Source organism: Jannaschia sp. R86511, from assembly GCF_042466345.1.
Classification (GTDB): domain Bacteria; phylum Actinomycetota; class Actinomycetes; order Actinomycetales; family JBBAYJ01; genus Aquipuribacter.
The window spans coordinates 1,855,744-1,870,848 of record NZ_JAXHCD010000001.1 but is presented as its reverse complement, the minus strand read 5'-3'; the positions used below and the strand labels follow the sequence as shown (position 1 = coordinate 1,870,848).

Genomic DNA, 15,105 nt, shown 5'->3' with positions numbered 1-15,105 from the left:
CGACGCGATGACCCCGACGCTGCGGGACTGGGCCGAGCTGGTCCGGCTGCCGGCCGCGGTCACCGTGCCGGGGGACGCGCTGGTCGGCCTGGCCGCGGCCGGCGGCCCGGTCCGGGCCCGCAGCGCGCTGCTGCCGCTGGCCTCGGTGTCCATGTACTGGGCCGGCATGGCGCTCAACGACTGGGCCGACCGCGACCTCGACGCCGTCGAGCGGCCCGAGCGACCCGTGCCCAGCGGGCGGATCAGCCCGGCCCAGGCGCTCGGCGCCGCGGCCGCGCTGACCGCGACCTCCGTGGGCCTCGCCGCCGTCGGGGCCGGCCGGCGCGGGGCGGGCACGGCCGTCGCCCTGGCCGTGGCCGTCTGGGGCTACGACCTCGTGGCCAAGCCGCGACCCTGGGCGCCGCTGGCCATGTCGTTGACCCGGGCCCTGGACGTCAGCCTGGGCGCGACCGGGGCCCGCCCCGAGACCGCGGGCGCCCGGACCGGTCTGGGCCTGCCGCCCGCCCTGCTGCCGGCCCTGACCGCCGGTCTGCACACCCTCGCCGTCACCGACCTGTCGCGGGGCGAGGTCCACGGCGCGGCCCGCGGCCAGGGCACCCGCGCCGGGGTGACGACGGCGCTGGCCGCCGCCACGGTCGCCCCCGTGCTGGCCGGGCGCGTGGCCGGCCGTTCGCGTCGTGGCCAGGCCCCCGTGGCCCGGACCGCCCTGGTGGCCCAGGCGCTGCTGGCCGGGGCGGCCACCGCGGCGCACAGCGTGCCCGTGATCCGGGCGCAGGCCGAGGCCGGGCGCACCGGCACCGGCCCGGACGCCCGGCGCGCCACCATCACCGGGATCAAGGCGTTCCTCCCCCTGCAGTCCGCCCTGCTGTCGGCCCTGGGCCGACCGGTCACGGCGGTCGCGCTCGTGGGGGCGGGGACCGTCGTCTCACGGCTGCTGCGAGGAGGACCCACGACATGAGCCTGCGACTCGGCTACGGCACCAACGGCTTCGCCGACCACCGGTTGCACGAGGCGCTGGACGTCATCGCCTCGCTCGGCTTCGAGGGGGTCGGGCTGACGCTGGACCACCACCACCTGGACCCGTTCGACACCGACCTGACCGGCCGCTGCGAGCAGGTCCGGCGGGACCTCGAGCAGCGCGGTCTGTCGGTGGTCGTGGAGACCGGCGGCCGCTACGTCCTGGACCCGGTGCGCAAGCACGAGCCGACGCTGGTCTGCGAGGACGGCCGGTCCCGCCGCGTCGACCTGCTGGCGCGCGCCATCCGGGTCGCCGAGGGCATCGGGGCGCCGGTGGTGTCGTTCTGGAGCGGTGTCCTGCCCACCGGCACCCCCGCCCGCAAGGGCACCGAGCGGCTCGTGGCCTCCCTGGAGCACCTGGTGCCCCTGGCCGAGGCGGCCGGGGTCCGCCTGGCGCTGGAGCCCGAGCCCGGCCACCACGTCAGCGTGGTCGACGAGGCCCTCGACGTGCTCGACCGGCTCGGCCACCCCGACGGCCTGGCCCTGACGGTCGACGTCGGCCACGTGGTCTGCAACGAGCCCCGGGGCCTCGGCGACACCCTGCGCCACGTCGGCGACCGGCTGGCCAACGTGCAGCTGGACGACATGCGCCCCGGCGTGCACGAGCACCTGGAGATGGGTGACGGCGACGTCGACCTGGTCGAGGTGGTGCAGACCCTGCTCGAGCTGGGCTACCAGGGCCTGGCCGCCGTCGAGCTGCCCCGCCACTCCCACGCCGCGCCCGCCGTGGCCCGCCGCAGCGCCCTGGCCCTGCAGGCCGCCCTGGTGGAGGCCGACCGCCGCACCGGTGGGCAGAGCGTCCCGCCGACCAACCGCAGCGGCCCGCCGCTGACCGCCGGTGCGCCGCGCAGCGCCCCGTCCTCGCTCACCGTCGGGACCCGGTCGTGAGCGCGGCGACCGCCTCGGCCGGCTGGGACGTCCTCGGCTGGGCCCAGCCCGCCCCGGCGCTGCAGGCCGAGCTCGACGCGCGGCTCGACGACGACTCGCGGGCGGCCTACGCCGCCGCCCGGCAGCGCGTGACCGACGACCCCGGCAGCCTGGACGTCGTCTTCCCGGCCACGGGCCGCACGGTGGGCCGTGCGCCGCTCGCGCCCGGGGACACGACCGGTCTGCTCGGCTCGGTGGACGACCTGGCCCGCGTGCTCCTGCTGCTGGCGGCCACCGACCGCGCCGACCTGGCCCGGCACCTGTACCGGGACGGTGACGCCGCCGAGCGGCGCGCCGTGGTGCGGGCGCTGCACCTGCTGCCGGCGGCCGGCGACGTCGACGACCTGCTGGCCGACGCCCTGCGCACCAACGACCCGCGGCTGGTGGCCGCGGCCATGGGGCCGGCCGCCGACGCGCTGGACGACGACGCCTGGCGGCAGGCGGTGCTCAAGTGCCTGTTCACCGGGGTGCCGCTGGCCTGCGTGCACCGGCTGCAGGAGCGCCGCGACGACACCCTGGAGGTCATGGCGGCCCGCTACGTGGCCGAGCGCGTGGCCGCGGGCCGTGACGTCCCCGCCGACGTGGGTGACGTGCTGCCCCCGGACTCGCCCGCGCTGGAGCACGCCGGGCTGTCGGAGGCGGAGCAGGGTGGTCACCCGGACCGCCTGGCGGCCGCCGCCCGCGCCCGCGAGCTCCTGCTCCCCCGGTCCTGACCCCCCTCCCCCTGCCTGGAGTCCCCATGCGCATCTTCGACCCGCACATCCACATGACCTCGCGCACCACCGACGACTACGAGGCGATGGCGGCCGCGGGCGTCCAGGCGCTGGTCGAGCCCGCCTTCTGGCTGGGCCAGCCCCGCACCTCGGTGGGCTCGTTCGTCGACTACTTCGACGGCCTGCTCGGCTGGGAGCGGTTCCGCGCCTCGCAGTACGGCATCGCCCACCACTGCACCATCGCGCTCAACCCCAAGGAGGCCAACGACCCGCGCTGCACGCCGGTGCTGGAGGTCATGCCCCGCTACCTGGCCAAGGACGGCGTGGTCGCGGTGGGCGAGATCGGCTTCGACTCGATGACCGACGCCGAGACCGACGCGTTCACCAGCCAGCTGGCCATGGCCAAGGACCACGGCCTGCCCGCGCTGGTCCACACCCCCCACCGCGACAAGGCCGCCGGCACCCGGCGCACCCTGGAGCTGGTCGAGGCCTCCGGCATCGGGGCCGGCATGGTGGCGGTGGACCACCTCAACGAGACCACGCTGCAGCAGGTGGACGAGTCCGGCTGCTGGCTCGGCTTCTCGGTCTACCCGGACACCAAGATGGACGAGCACCGCATGGTGCGGATCCTGCAGGAGCGCGGCCTGGAGCGGGTGCTGGTCAACTCGGCGGCCGACTGGGGCCGCTCCGACCCGCTCAGGACGCTCAAGGTCGGCCAGGCCATGCTCGCGGCGGGGTTCACCGACGACGACGTCGACCGGGTGCTGTGGCGCAACCCCGTCGAGTTCTACGGCCAGAGCGGCCGACTCATGCTGGAAGACGTCCGCACCGACCTGGGCGCGGAGTTCGAGGGCAGCTCCGTGCTGCGCGGCCCGCGCGCCTCGGCGGACTGAGGCCGGATGAGGCTCCGCCGCCCCGACGGCAGCACGGTGCACGTCGGCTACTGCACCAACGTCCACCCGGCCACCGACCTCGACGGCATCCTGGCCCAGCTGCGCCGCTACGCCGTGCCGGTGAGGGCCGCGCTGGGCTGCGAGGTGCTCGGGGTCGGCCTGTGGCTGGCCGCCCCCGTGGCGGCGGCCCTGGCCGACGACCTCGCGCACGTGCGCCGGCTGCGGGGCGAGCTGGCGCGGCTCGGCCTGGAGGTCGTCACGCTCAACGCCTTCCCCTACGGGGAGTTCCACTCCCCCGTGGTCAAGAAGGCCGTGTACCACCCGGACTGGACCGAGGCGTCGCGGCTGGAGCACACGCTGGCCTGCGCCCGGGTGCTGCAGGCGCTGCTGCCGGACGACGTGGCCACCGGCAGCGTCAGCACGCTGCCCCTGGCCTGGCGCAGCCCGTGGGACGACGACCGGCGCGCCTCCGCCCGGGACCACGTGGCCGGCCTGGCCCGCGGCCTGGCGGACCTGGCCGGCCGCGGCCCCCGGGTGACGGTCGGCTTCGAGCCGGAGCCGGGTTGCGTGTGGGAGGTGCTCGACGACGTGCTCAGCGGGCCCGAGCAGCTGGCCGGGCTGCTGTCGGCCGAGCACCTGCGCGACGGCCTGGTCGGGGTCTGCCTGGACACCTGCCACAGCGCCGTCGGCTTCGACGACCTGGCCGACGTCGGGGCCCGGGTGGCCCGCTCGCCGCTCGGCGTGGCCAAGCTGCAGGCCTCGGCCGCGCTGCACGTGCCCTCGCCCGGCGACCCGGCCTCGCGCCGGCTGCTGGCCGACTTCGACGAGCCGCGCTTCCTGCACCAGACCCGGGAGCAGCCCGCCGGGCCCGCCGACCGGCCGCAGGGCACCGACGACCTCGGTGAGGCGCTGGCGGGCGGGCTGCCCGGGCGGGCACCGTGGCGCTGCCACGTCCACCTGCCGCTGCACGCCGCCGGGGCCGGCGCGAACCCAGGTCGCGACCGGCGCCCTGCGTGCCGCGCTGGACCAGCTCGTCGCCCCGGTCGGCGGGGCCGTCGACCTCGTGGAGGTCGAGACGTACACCTGGTCGGTGCTGCCGCAGGAGCAGCGCCGGCTCGGCGGGGTCGGTGCGACCTCGTCCGACGACCCGGACGACGACGGCCTGGCCGCCGGCCTGGCCCGTGAGCTCGCCTGGGTCCGTGACCACCTGCTCGACGACGGTCTGGAGGCCGCATGACCGACCCCGGTACGACCCCGACCCCCGCCCCGGGCGACCGGCCGCGCACCCCGGTGCTGCTGCTGGACGTCGTCGGTCTCAGCGACCGCGCGCTGGCCCACATGCCCCGGCTGCGGGCCGTGGCCGCCCAGGGCTTCCGCGCCCCGCTGGACACGGTGCTGCCGGCGGTCACCTGCACGGTGCAGTCGACGTTCCTCACCGGCACCGCCCCGGCCGCGCACGGTGCCGTGGCCAACGGCTGGTACTTCCGCGACCTGGGCGAGGTCTTCCTCTGGCGCCAGCACAACCGGCTCGTGCAGGGCGAGAAGATCTGGGAGACCGCCCGGCGCAGCGAACCGGGCTTCCGCGCCGTCAACGTCTGCTGGTGGTACGCCATGGGCGCCACCACCGACGTGACGGTCACCCCGCGCCCGATCTACCACGCCGACGGGGCCAAGTCCCCGGACGCCTACGTCCGCCCGCCCGAGCTGCACGACGAGCTCGTCGACAAGCTGGGCGAGTTCCCGCTGTTCCAGTACTGGGGCCCGACCGCGTCGATCGCCTCGACCCGGTGGATCGTCGGCGCCACCCGGCACCTGATGCCGGGCGCCGACCTGACGCTGTCCTACGTGCCGCACCTTGACTACGACCTGCAGCGCTTCGGTCCGGAGTCGCGCGAGGCCGACGTGGCCGCCGCCGACCTGGACCGCGAGCTGGCGCCCCTGCTGGACGACGCCGAGGCCCAGGGCGTCACGGTGGTGGCGCTCAGCGAGTACGCCATCACCGCGGTCGACCGGCCCGTGCACGTCAACCGCGTGCTGCGCGACGCGGGCCTGCTGGAGGTCTACACCCAGGCCGGCATGGAGTACCTGGACCCGTGGACCTCGCGCGCGTTCGCCGTGGCCGACCACCAGGTGGCCCACGTGTACGTCCAGGACCCCGCCGACGTCGAGCGCGTGGCGACCTTGCTGCGGGCGCTGCCCGGGGTCGAGCAGGTGCTGGACGCCGACGGCAAGCGCGAGGCCGGCCTGGACCACGAGCGCTCCGGCGAGCTGGTGCTGGTCTCGGAGCCGCGGGCCTGGTTCACCTACTACTACTGGCACGACGACGCCCACGCCCCGGACTTCGCCCGCGGGGTCGAGATCCACCGCAAGCCCGGTTACGACCCGGCCGAGCTGTTCTTCGACCCGGCCGACCGCAGCGCCAAGGCCAAGGCCGGGCTGCAGCTGGTCCGCAAGAAGGTCGGCCTGCGCTACGCCATGAGCGTGGTGCCCACCGACGCCCGCTGGGTCAAGGGCTCCCACGGCCGGCTGCCCGGCCCCGGGGACGACGCCCCCGTCCTGCTGTGCTCGGACGCCTCCCTGGCCACCGACCGCGTCGCGGCCACCGACGTCAAGGCCCTGGTGCTCGCCGCCGCCGGACTGACCCCGCCGGACTGACCCACCCGGACTGACCCACCCGAGGCCGGCGGCGACCTCGCCGCCGGTCTCCCGCGTACCGACCAGCGACGGGTATTGGCCGAAACAGTCCCTTCGCCCGGTGAGACCCCGACCTGTGTCGCTGGGCGGTACGCCCCGACCCGACCGCACCGGACCGACCCCGCCGCCGGCCTCCGGCGTACCGACCAGCGACGGGTATGCGCCGGAACGGTCCCTACGCCCGGCGAGACCCCGGCCTGTGTCGCTGGTCGGTACGCCGCGACCCGACGCCAGCGCCCGACCTGGGGCGCGCGGGCCGGTACGCCCAACGCGCCGGCAGCGCCCGCGCCAGCACCGGGGGTCGGACAGCCCGACGGGCGGCGCCGACCGTGAGGTCGACGCCGCCCGTCGGCGGTGAGGGGTCGGTCAGGCGAACCTGGCGCGCAGCTCCTCGGCGATCTCCGTCAGCTCGGCCCTGACGTCCGCGTCCCGGACGGTCGCGACCTGCGTCTCGAACCGGTCCAGGGCGCGGGCCACGCCGCGGGCGTCGTCACGGGCGTGCGCCCGCTCGGCCGCCATGACCTGGGCGTCCAGGCGCGAGTGCTCCGCCCGGCTCAGGTCGCCGTCGGCGTACATGGCGTCCAGCTCGCCGGAGATCCCGGCGAACGTGATGAGCACGGTGAACGTCATGGACTCCGTCGTGACGTGGCCGGCGACGTCGGTCGCGGTGACCTCGACCGTGTGGCTGCCGCGCGAGGGCACCCAGCTGGTCTCGGCGTCCACGGCCTCGCCGTCGACGAGCACCTCGACCGAGGCGACACCGGAGGTGGCGTCGGTGGCGGTGACCGCCAGGTCGACGGTCTCCCCCTGCTCCACCTCGGCGCCGTCGGTGAGACCCGACACCTCGACCACGGGGGCCGTCGTGTCGAGCTCCACGGTGAACGCCTCGTGCTCGGCGACGTTGCCCGCCTCGTCCGTGGCACGGACGTCGACGACGTACGTGCCGTCGGCGTCGACCACCACGGGCTCGGTGTGCTCGGTCCACTCGCCGTCGCCGATCCGGTGCTCGACGAGCACCGGGCCGTCGCTGTCGTCGGTCGCGGTGGCCGACACCGTCACCGGCGACGTCCACCAGCCCTCGAGCCCGTCGGGCTCGGCCGGGTCCACGACCACGTCGAGCTCGGGCGCGGTGGTGTCCGGCTCCTCGTCGTCGGTGACGACGCGGAACCAGTCGAAGTCCACCGTGACGGGCTCGACCTGCTGCGGTCCGATGGCCATCAGGCCCACGGACGTGAGCGCGGCGTCGTTGGTGACCGGCTCGCCCAGGGACGTCCAGGTCACCCCGCCGTCGCTGACCCAGCCGGAGTACGACGAGCCCTCCTTGGTCAGCCGCAGGTAGTAGTACCCGGACTCGGAGGTGTCGGCGATGTCGAGGCCCCGGTTGCCGCCGTTGCCGAACTGGGCGTTGCGCTCCGAGACGAGCTCGGCCCCCAGGTCGGTGGCCGCGGCCGGGGCGTTGCGGGCGACGACGTCGAGCTTGACGTAGTTGTCGTCGTCGCCGTAGGCGATCAGGCCCGCCAGCTGCCACTGGTGCGCCATCGCGGGCGTCAGCCGGGTCTCGACCGTCCAGTCACCGTCGCCGAGGTCCTGCAGCACGAAGTTGCGGGGGTCCTCGTTGGCGGTGCCGTTGATGTCACCGGGCTGGGTGGTGATGCTCAGGTGGCCGTCGGCCACCTCGAGCGCCCTGGCGTCGGCGCGCACGACGGCGTCCCAGCGGCAGGTGTCCAGCGCGGTGCCCTCGAACTCGTCGGAGGCCTCGGGCTCCTCGCCCTCGTCACCGGCGACCGACAGGTCGAAGGAGTCGAAGGCGACGACGGCCTCGCTCGCGCCGGTGTCGCCGGCGGCGAGCAGACCCAGGTCGGCGTCGGCCTTGAGCGGGGCGACCCCGTCCAGGGCCGTCCACTCCGTGCCGTCGAGCGAGTAGGCCGCACGCAGCCCCTCGCCGTCGCTGGTCAGCCGCAGCCACACCGTGTCGGTGCCCGCGGGCATCGCCAGGTTGTTGTGCTGCCAGGTCCGCGCGCCACCGGTCTCGGTGACGAACTCCAGGAACCGGCTGCCGTTGTCGCTACGGGTGTAGGCCAGCTTGACGTACTCGTCGTCGCTCGCGTGGAGCATGAGGCCCGCGTGCTGCCAGTGCCGCGTGTGCGGCAGCGTCAGCGTGGTGGTGGCCTCCCACTCCCCGTCCGCGGCCGGCTGGCCGACGAACGAGATGGGCCCGGTGTTGCCGCCGTCGATGTCGCCCTGGGGCACCGGCAGGCGCAGCGCGCCGTCGCTGACCGAGACCGGCAGGCCGTCGGCCTGACGGACCGTGGTCCAGCGGTCGGTGTCCAGGGTGTCGCCGTCGAAGGTGTCGCCGTTGGTCCCCACGCACGGGGGCAGCGGCTCGGGCTCGGGCTCCGGCTCGGGACCGCCCTCGACGAAGGTGAAGTCCGAGAACTCCACCTGCATCCGCGACGAACCGTGGGCGGTGACGAACAGCCCGATGTCCTGCACGGCCGCCGCGTTCGGCAGCTCGACCGGACCGCCGATGGGCGTGAACGTCACGCCGTCCCGGCTGGAGGACGCCTGGTAGGACGACCCGTCCCGGACGATCCGGACCCAGTTCGGGGTCCCTGAGGTGCCGCCGGCGGTGGACGCGTTCAGCGTGCCGTTGCCGTCGGAGTCCCGCAGCCACTCCACGCCGTTGTTCGGGCGGACGCCCAGGGCGGCGTAGCCGGCCGACTGGCCGGGCTGCGTGACGTCGTTGCGGACGATGAGGCCCGCCTTGGCGTTGTTGTTGCCACCGCTGATCGAGTCCACGCGGGCCGTGGCGGTCCACTGCTCGCCCGCGGCGCCACCGGGCTGGAACGCCGCGCCGTACTCGTCGACGGTGTTCCACATGTTCGCGCCGGCGGAGTCGATGACCCAGCTGTCCGCGTCGGGCCGCTCGAAGGTGGCCGCCGCGTTCGGGTGGGAGTACGTCTGCCACCCGGCGAGCAGGTCACCGACGTCGAACTGGACCACCCGCGACGTCGTGCTCACGCCGTCGCCGTTGGTGGCCACGGCCTCGACGAGGTAGCGACCCTCCTCCTCCGGCGTCCAGACGACCTCGTAGGGCGCGGTGTCGTCGGAACCGACGACCTCGCCGTCCACGAGGAACTCGACCTCGGTGATGCCGTGCTCGGCGTCCGCGGCGTCGGCGGCCAGCGTCACCGGTCCGACCTCCTCCACGACGCCGTACGGCTCCGGGGAGGTGACGGCCACCGAGGGGACCGTGGTGCCCGAGACGCCCTGGCCGACCGCCTCGACGAAGTTGACCCGACGGGTCCCCTCACCGGGCAGCACGACGAAGAGCTCGAAGGACTCGCCGGGGTCCGTGACGTCGACCGTCACGTCGCTGAAGCGGGCCAGGCCGAGACCCGGGACCTCCGCGCTGCCCACGAGCTCGCCGTCCGGCGAACCGGCACGCAGCTCGACGGTGCCGCCCTGCGAGCTGGCCGCGCGCACGGTGAGCGCGTCCACCCCGGTCAGGTTGACCACGTCGTAGGAGAACCAGGCGCCGTCCGCCCCGTCGAGCGACTCGCCGTGGCCGGCGACGTCACGGGACTGGCTGACGGTGATGCCCTCGTCGGCGCTGCGGAACTCCGCCTCGCGCAGCCGCGGGAACACCCGGACCGTGTCGCTGCCGGTCAGCGTCGGCTGACCGCCCGCGCCCTCGTCGGTGTAGCGCGCGTCGATGACGTAGAAGATGTTCTCTTCGGGCGAGTGGCCACCCAGCGACGTCTCGACCGACCCGGTGAGGCCGTTCTGGGGCGCCGTCGGGTGCGCGTGGTAGTCGTGCCCCAGGGCCGGGGTGACGACGACGTCCGCGGGGTCGACCTCGTCCTCGGCGTCGGTGACGTCCACCTGCCAGGAGATGGTCGTCCCGAAGTCGAAGAACGAGCCGTCCGGCGGTCCCTGGATCTCCACCTCCGGCTGCGTGTTGCCGACGGTGATGGGCGTGGTGACCGTGCCGGTCTTGCCGGCGGGGTCGGTCACGGTGAGACGGGCGTCGTACCGGCCGTTCTCGGTGTAGGTGTGGGAGGTCTCCACGCCTGTCGCGTCGGTCGTGCCGTCGCCGTCGAAGTCCCAGGCGTACTCCAGCGCCTCACCCTCGGGGTCGGTGCTGCCCGCGGCCGAGAACTCGACCGCCAGGGGGGCCTGGCCCGAGGTCGGCTCCACGTCCATCCGGGCCACCGGGGAGCGGGAGCCCGAGATGTAGTCGATGCGGTGCAGGCCCGAGCTGGGGTTGTCACGGCCGTAGCCGCCGCCCCAGTCCAGGACGTACATCGAACCGTCCGGGCCGAACAGCGAGTCGATCGGCGCCAGGAACTGGGTCTGCGGCAGGAAGGCGTTGACCTTCTCCACCGCCTCGCCCGGCACGTACTCCTCGGTCGTGGCCTCGGGGTCGAGCACGAAGGAGAACATGTCGTTGCGCGCCCAGTCGTAGAAGAAGGGCTTGCCGTCGAAGTACTCCGGGAACTTGGTGTCCGACTCCAGCTCCGCGTCGTAGCGGTACGTCGGGCCGCCCATGGGGGCGAGCCCGCCACCCTGGTTGAGCCCGGAGCCCTGGTCGGAGGCGCGCTGGTAGCCGTAGAACACGTCGGCCGGCAGCGCCGGCGGCAGGTCCTCGACCCCGGTGTTGTGGATCGAGTCGTTGACCGGCGCGTCGCAGTCGAAGTAGTCACCGACCGTGGCCGGGCTGGTCAGGTAGTCGACGTCACGGAAGGGCTCGTTGGCCCCCATGCACAGCGGCCAGCCGTAGTTGCCCGGCTCGGTGATCCAGTTCCACTCCGCGATCCCGGCGGGACCCCGTGTCGCCGGGGCGTCGTTGCCGTTGTCCGGCGAGTAGTCCGCCATGCCGACGTGACCGGTGTCCGGGTCGACGTAGAAGCGGAACGGGTTGCGGAAGCCCATGGCGTAGATCTCGGGCTTGATGAGGTCGGCGTCCTTGTCGGCCGCCCACTCGGTGTCGACGAGGTTGCCCTCGGGGACCGTGTAGGAGCCGTCCGGCTCCGGGTGGATGCGCAGCAGCTTGCCGCGCAGGTCGTTGGTGTTCGCCGACGTGGCGCGCGCGTCCCAGAGCATGGTCGAGGACTCGTGCAGCGGCGCGTACCCGCCGGAGGGCTCGGAGTGCGGGTTCACGTCGTCGCCGACGCCCAGGTACAGGTTGCCCTCCGGACCGAAGCGCAGCCCGCCGCCGGTGTGACCCGGCTCGTCGGGCAGCCGGCTGGCCGGCACCTCCATGACGACGACCTCGGAGTCGGGGTCGATGGTCCCGGACGTGTCGTCCATGGTGAACCGCGAGATGCGGCTGACGAAGTTCTCGGGGTCGGAGTTGTCGGCCGTGTCGGGCGACCAGTAGACGAAGACGTGGCCGTTGTCGTCGAACGCAGGGTCCAGCGCGATGCCCAGCAGGCCGTCCTCGCCGCCGGAGTACACGTCCAGCTCGACCGCCGTCGTGGTGGTCTGCGTGGCGGGGTCGTAGACCCGGATCTGGCCCCGGACGAGCTCGGTGAAGAACACGCGACCGTCGGGGGCGATGTCGATGGCGAACGGCGCGGACGTGTTCGAGTCCAGCGTCACCCGCTCGTACTCGCTCCAGTCGGTGCCGCCGCAGTCGCCTTCGGCCAGGCCCGCGGCCCACTCGACGCCGCCGACGATGTGCTGCACCAGGGCCGGCTCGTCGGTGTAGTGCGCACCGAAGTGGCCCATGCCGGTCATCCAGGAGCGGCCGCCGTCGTAGGGGCGGCACCAGGAGATCGGGTGGTCGTAGCCCATGGCGTTGCCGCCGGCGTCGTAGGTCGACTCGTCCATGGTGGCCAGCACGTGCGCCTCGCCGCGGACGTTGGCCGAGTAGTTGTACCACTCGTCGGCGCGGTCCCAGCGCTGCGGCAGGTGCTCGGTGGACGGGTGGACCTGGTCCTCCACGACCACCGTGCCGGGCAGGCCCGGGCTGTTGCCGGTGGCGGCGTGACCGGGCATCAGCGCGCCGATCATGTCGTCCCACCACGCGTAGCTGCCGCGCATGTCGGTGGCGTTGTGGATGGCGACGATGCCGCCGCCGGCCTGCTGGTAGCGCTCCAGCGCGGCCTTCTCCTCGGCGTTCCACGGGTCGCCGGAGGTCTGGAACATGACCAGGGCGTCGTAGGCGGCCAGGTCCTCGTCGTTGAACACGGACGAGTCCTCGGTGTGGACCGAGTCGATCCCGGCTTCCGCGAAGGCGGCCTGGAGCACCGGGGTGCCCTCGACGATCGCCTCGGTGTGCCGGAACTGGGTGGTCTTGGTGAAGATGAGGACGTTGGCGTCGGCCTCCTCCTCGACCACCGCTGCGGTGGCTGGTGCGGCTGCGACCGTGGTGGCCGCCAGCAGCGCGGCGAGGCCGGTGGCGACGAGGCCGCCGAACCGGGCCCGCCGTGGGCGTGGCACGTGCATCTGAGCTCCTGATGTCGTCGATGACAGCGCGGACGCGTCCCTGCGTCGCGGAGTCCGATGACCAGGCGCGTGCCGGCGCAACCGGTGGTCTCGGGGTGGTGCGGCAAACCCTATGTCCTCAGGCGGTCACCCCCCGGAGGAAGGCCAGGCCGTCGACGGCGATGTCGTCCTGCGAGGCGGCCAGCGGACGCCAGATGGAGGCGGCGGTGGCGATGGTCGCGTTGTCCGGGGTGAACGACTCGATGCAGAGCGGGCCGTCGTAGCCGGCCAGGCGCAGCGCGGCGACGAAGCCGGGCCAGTCCAGGTGGTCCCGCCCCGGGGTGCCCCGGTCGGTGGCGCTCACCTGCACGTGGGCGATGCGGGGACCGGCGGCGGCGATGCTCGCCGCCAGGTCCTGCTCCTCGATGTTCATGTGGTAGCTGTCCAGCAGGACCCCGACCGACTCGACGGGCAGGTCCGCGACGGCGTCGAGCACCTGCTCGACCGTGGTCAGGAACGAGGTCTCGTACCGGTTGAGCGGTTCGACGGCGATCCGGACGCCCGCCGCGAGGGCGTGCTCCGCGACCGGCGCCAGCGCCTCGGCCCACCGCTTCGTGGCCTCGAGACGCCGGCCCCGGTCCAGGCGCCAGGTGCGTCCCACGGAGGCGTAGGCGGGGCCCCCGATGACCCGCGCCCCCACCGTGGCGGCGGCGTCGACGACGCCGCGCAGGTAGTCCTGGGTGCGACGGACGGTCGCGTCGTCGGCGTCGACGAGCTCCCGTCCCTCTCCCATGACCAGGCACACCGTGGCGCCCAGACCGAGGTCGTCCAGCAGCGTGCGTGCGGCCACCGGGTCCCAGTCGCCCAGGTCCTCCACCGGCAGCTCGATGACGTCGAAGCCCCAGCCCCGCACGCGGGGCGCGAGCTCGGCGAGGTCGGCGTCCCGCAGGGGGGAGCGCCACAGCCAGGTGGAGACCCCGATCCGGTACGTCACGCCGACTCCTTCGTCAGTGGTGCTGCGGTGGTGCTGGGCTGGTGCTGTCTGTTCTCAGGGTGGTGCTGTCGTGCGGTGGTGCTGGGTCCCGGGGCCGGCCGCGGTGTCGCGCCACGGCCGGTCCCGGGGGTCAGGGGTGGGGCCTCGTCAGGGCCGCGTCAGCGGTCCTGCCACGCCTCGGGGTAGCCGGGCAGGTCCTCGCCACCGAACTTGGCGTAGTGCAGGCTCGGCATCTCGGCGTTGGCCTCCAGGAACTCCGCCAGGGTGTCCTCGGTCACGGGCTCCTGCGGCAGGACCCACTCCGAGGGGACCTCCTCGCCGGCGAAGATGTCGACGGCGGCCTCGATCGGGGTGCGCCACTGGAAGTTGGAGTAGACCGGGGCGATGGCGGTCATGCCGGTGTCCTCCCACTTGCGCAGGAAGCTCATCTCGTCCTCGCCGACCATGACCGGGTAGTCGACGCCCGCGTCCTCGAACGCCTCGACGGCGGCGACGGCGCCGTCACCGGCGTCCATCCAGATGCCGTCGACGTCGCCGCGCTGGATGTACTGCGTGACGAGGTCCTTGATCTGCGCGGCGTCGCCGCCGGTGAACTCGTCGCCGAGGACCTCCAGCTCGGAGTCGGCGAAGATCTGCTGGGCGGCGGCCCAGCGGTTCTCCAGCACGTCCACGCCGGGCAGGATGCGCAGCGCGAGCACGGTGCTGCCGGGCTCCAGGTTTTCGACGAGGAACTCCGCGCCGTCGGCGCCGTAGGCGTAGCCACCGATCGGGTGGATGTAGGTGGTCATGCAGTCGGTGTTGACGCCGCGGTCGAACACGATGACCGGCACGCCGCTGGCGCAGGCGGCCTCGACGGCCGGGGTCAGCGTGGCCGTCGTCGACGGGCTGATGATGATGGCGCCGCAGTCACCGGCGTCCACGAAGGACTGGATGTCGGAGATCTGCTGGTTGTCGTCGTCGGCGGCGTCCGCGACCCGGAACTCGCCGATCAGGCCCTGCTCCTGGTAGAGCGCGACCTGCTCCTCCATGGTGATGAAGCCGGTGACGCGCCAGGGGTTGGACACCGAGGCGTTGGAGAAGCAGATGTCCTGCGGGCCCTCGGCGGCGAACTCGGAGGTGTCGACCATCTCCGGCTCGATGGCCTGCAGCCACGGCGTGGCGGGGTCGCCCTCGGGCTCGACGTCGCGCTGGGCGAGCTCGGCCTCGTAGTCGGCCTGGACGAAGAACTCGCCCTCGGCGGGGCCGTCGCCGCCGGCGGCGTCGGACTCGCCGTCGGTGGCGCCACCGGCGTCGGTGGTCTCGTCCACCACGGGGGCGTCGGAGGCCGGGTCGTCGGTGGGTGCGTCGGTGGAGCAGCCGGCCAGGGCGAGGCTGGCCACGGCGAGCGTGGCGAGCACTGTCTTGGTGAGCGGCATCGTTGCCCTCCAGAGGGGTT

9 protein-coding genes are annotated in these 15,105 nt (G+C 74.0%); 6 read left to right on the top strand and 3 right to left on the bottom strand.

The genetic code is table 11. The features are described 5' to 3' along the window. The first annotated feature begins 7 nt into the window (after positions 1-7). From SJY06_RS08925 to SJY06_RS08900, 6 genes are read left to right on the top strand one after another with little or no spacing between them, the layout of a single operon-like run. Positions 8-958, top strand: coding sequence for an SCO3242 family prenyltransferase (locus SJY06_RS08925; protein ID WP_380166699.1), 951 nt, complete (start codon positions 8-10; stop codon positions 956-958). Beyond that, positions 955-1,905, top strand: coding sequence for a sugar phosphate isomerase/epimerase family protein (locus SJY06_RS08920; RefSeq protein WP_380166697.1), 951 nt, complete (start codon positions 955-957; stop codon positions 1,903-1,905). The genes SJY06_RS08925 and SJY06_RS08920 overlap by 4 nt, the downstream gene beginning before the upstream one ends. Then, entirely contained in the window at positions 1,902-2,657 is a 756-nt protein-coding gene (locus SJY06_RS08915; protein WP_380166695.1) for an EboA domain-containing protein, read from the top strand. Before SJY06_RS08920 ends, SJY06_RS08915 begins: the two co-directional genes overlap by 4 nt. Before the next feature lie 26 nt (positions 2,658-2,683). Then, positions 2,684-3,550, top strand: a complete 867-nt coding sequence (locus tag SJY06_RS08910; RefSeq protein WP_380166693.1) for a TatD family hydrolase — start codon at positions 2,684-2,686, stop codon at positions 3,548-3,550. A gap of 6 nt (positions 3,551-3,556) precedes the next feature. Continuing rightward, entirely contained in the window at positions 3,557-4,735 is a 1,179-nt protein-coding gene (gene eboE / locus SJY06_RS08905) for a metabolite traffic protein EboE (RefSeq protein WP_380166691.1), read from the top strand. 48 nt (positions 4,736-4,783) lie between these two features. Continuing rightward, positions 4,784-6,205: an alkaline phosphatase family protein gene (locus tag SJY06_RS08900; RefSeq protein ID WP_380166689.1), complete on the top strand. Its 1,422-nt coding sequence runs from the start codon at positions 4,784-4,786 to the stop codon at positions 6,203-6,205. Positions 6,206-6,610: 405 nt separating this feature from the next. Here SJY06_RS08900 and SJY06_RS08895 read toward each other — a convergent pair whose 3' ends face one another. From SJY06_RS08895 to SJY06_RS08885, 3 genes are all read right to left on the bottom strand, one after another. Further along, entirely contained in the window at positions 6,611-12,697 is a 6,087-nt protein-coding gene (locus tag SJY06_RS08895; protein WP_380166687.1) for a ThuA domain-containing protein, read from the bottom strand. Between the two features lie 118 nt (positions 12,698-12,815). Further along, positions 12,816-13,670: a sugar phosphate isomerase/epimerase family protein gene (locus SJY06_RS08890; protein ID WP_380166685.1), complete on the bottom strand. Its 855-nt coding sequence runs from the start codon at positions 13,668-13,670 to the stop codon at positions 12,816-12,818. 158 nt (positions 13,671-13,828) lie between these two features. Next, positions 13,829-15,085 (bottom strand): substrate-binding domain-containing protein, encoded by a 1,257-nt coding sequence (locus SJY06_RS08885; protein WP_380166683.1) that lies wholly within the window; start codon positions 15,083-15,085, stop codon positions 13,829-13,831. Positions 15,086-15,105: the final 20 nt, after the last annotated feature.

Coding starts and splice junctions, on each gene's coding strand:
- SJY06_RS08885 (WP_380166683.1), bottom strand. CDS start 15,085: ATGCCGCTCACCAAGACAGTGCTCGCCACGCTCGCCGTGGCCAGCCTC.
- SJY06_RS08925 (WP_380166699.1), top strand. CDS start 8: ATGACCCCGACGCTGCGGGACTGGGCCGAGCTGGTCCGGCTGCCGGCC.
- SJY06_RS08900 (WP_380166689.1), top strand. CDS start 4,784: ATGACCGACCCCGGTACGACCCCGACCCCCGCCCCGGGCGACCGGCCG.
- SJY06_RS08910 (WP_380166693.1), top strand. CDS start 2,684: ATGCGCATCTTCGACCCGCACATCCACATGACCTCGCGCACCACCGAC.
- eboE (WP_380166691.1), top strand. CDS start 3,557: ATGAGGCTCCGCCGCCCCGACGGCAGCACGGTGCACGTCGGCTACTGC.
- SJY06_RS08920 (WP_380166697.1), top strand. CDS start 955: ATGAGCCTGCGACTCGGCTACGGCACCAACGGCTTCGCCGACCACCGG.
- SJY06_RS08895 (WP_380166687.1), bottom strand. CDS start 12,697: ATGCACGTGCCACGCCCACGGCGGGCCCGGTTCGGCGGCCTCGTCGCC.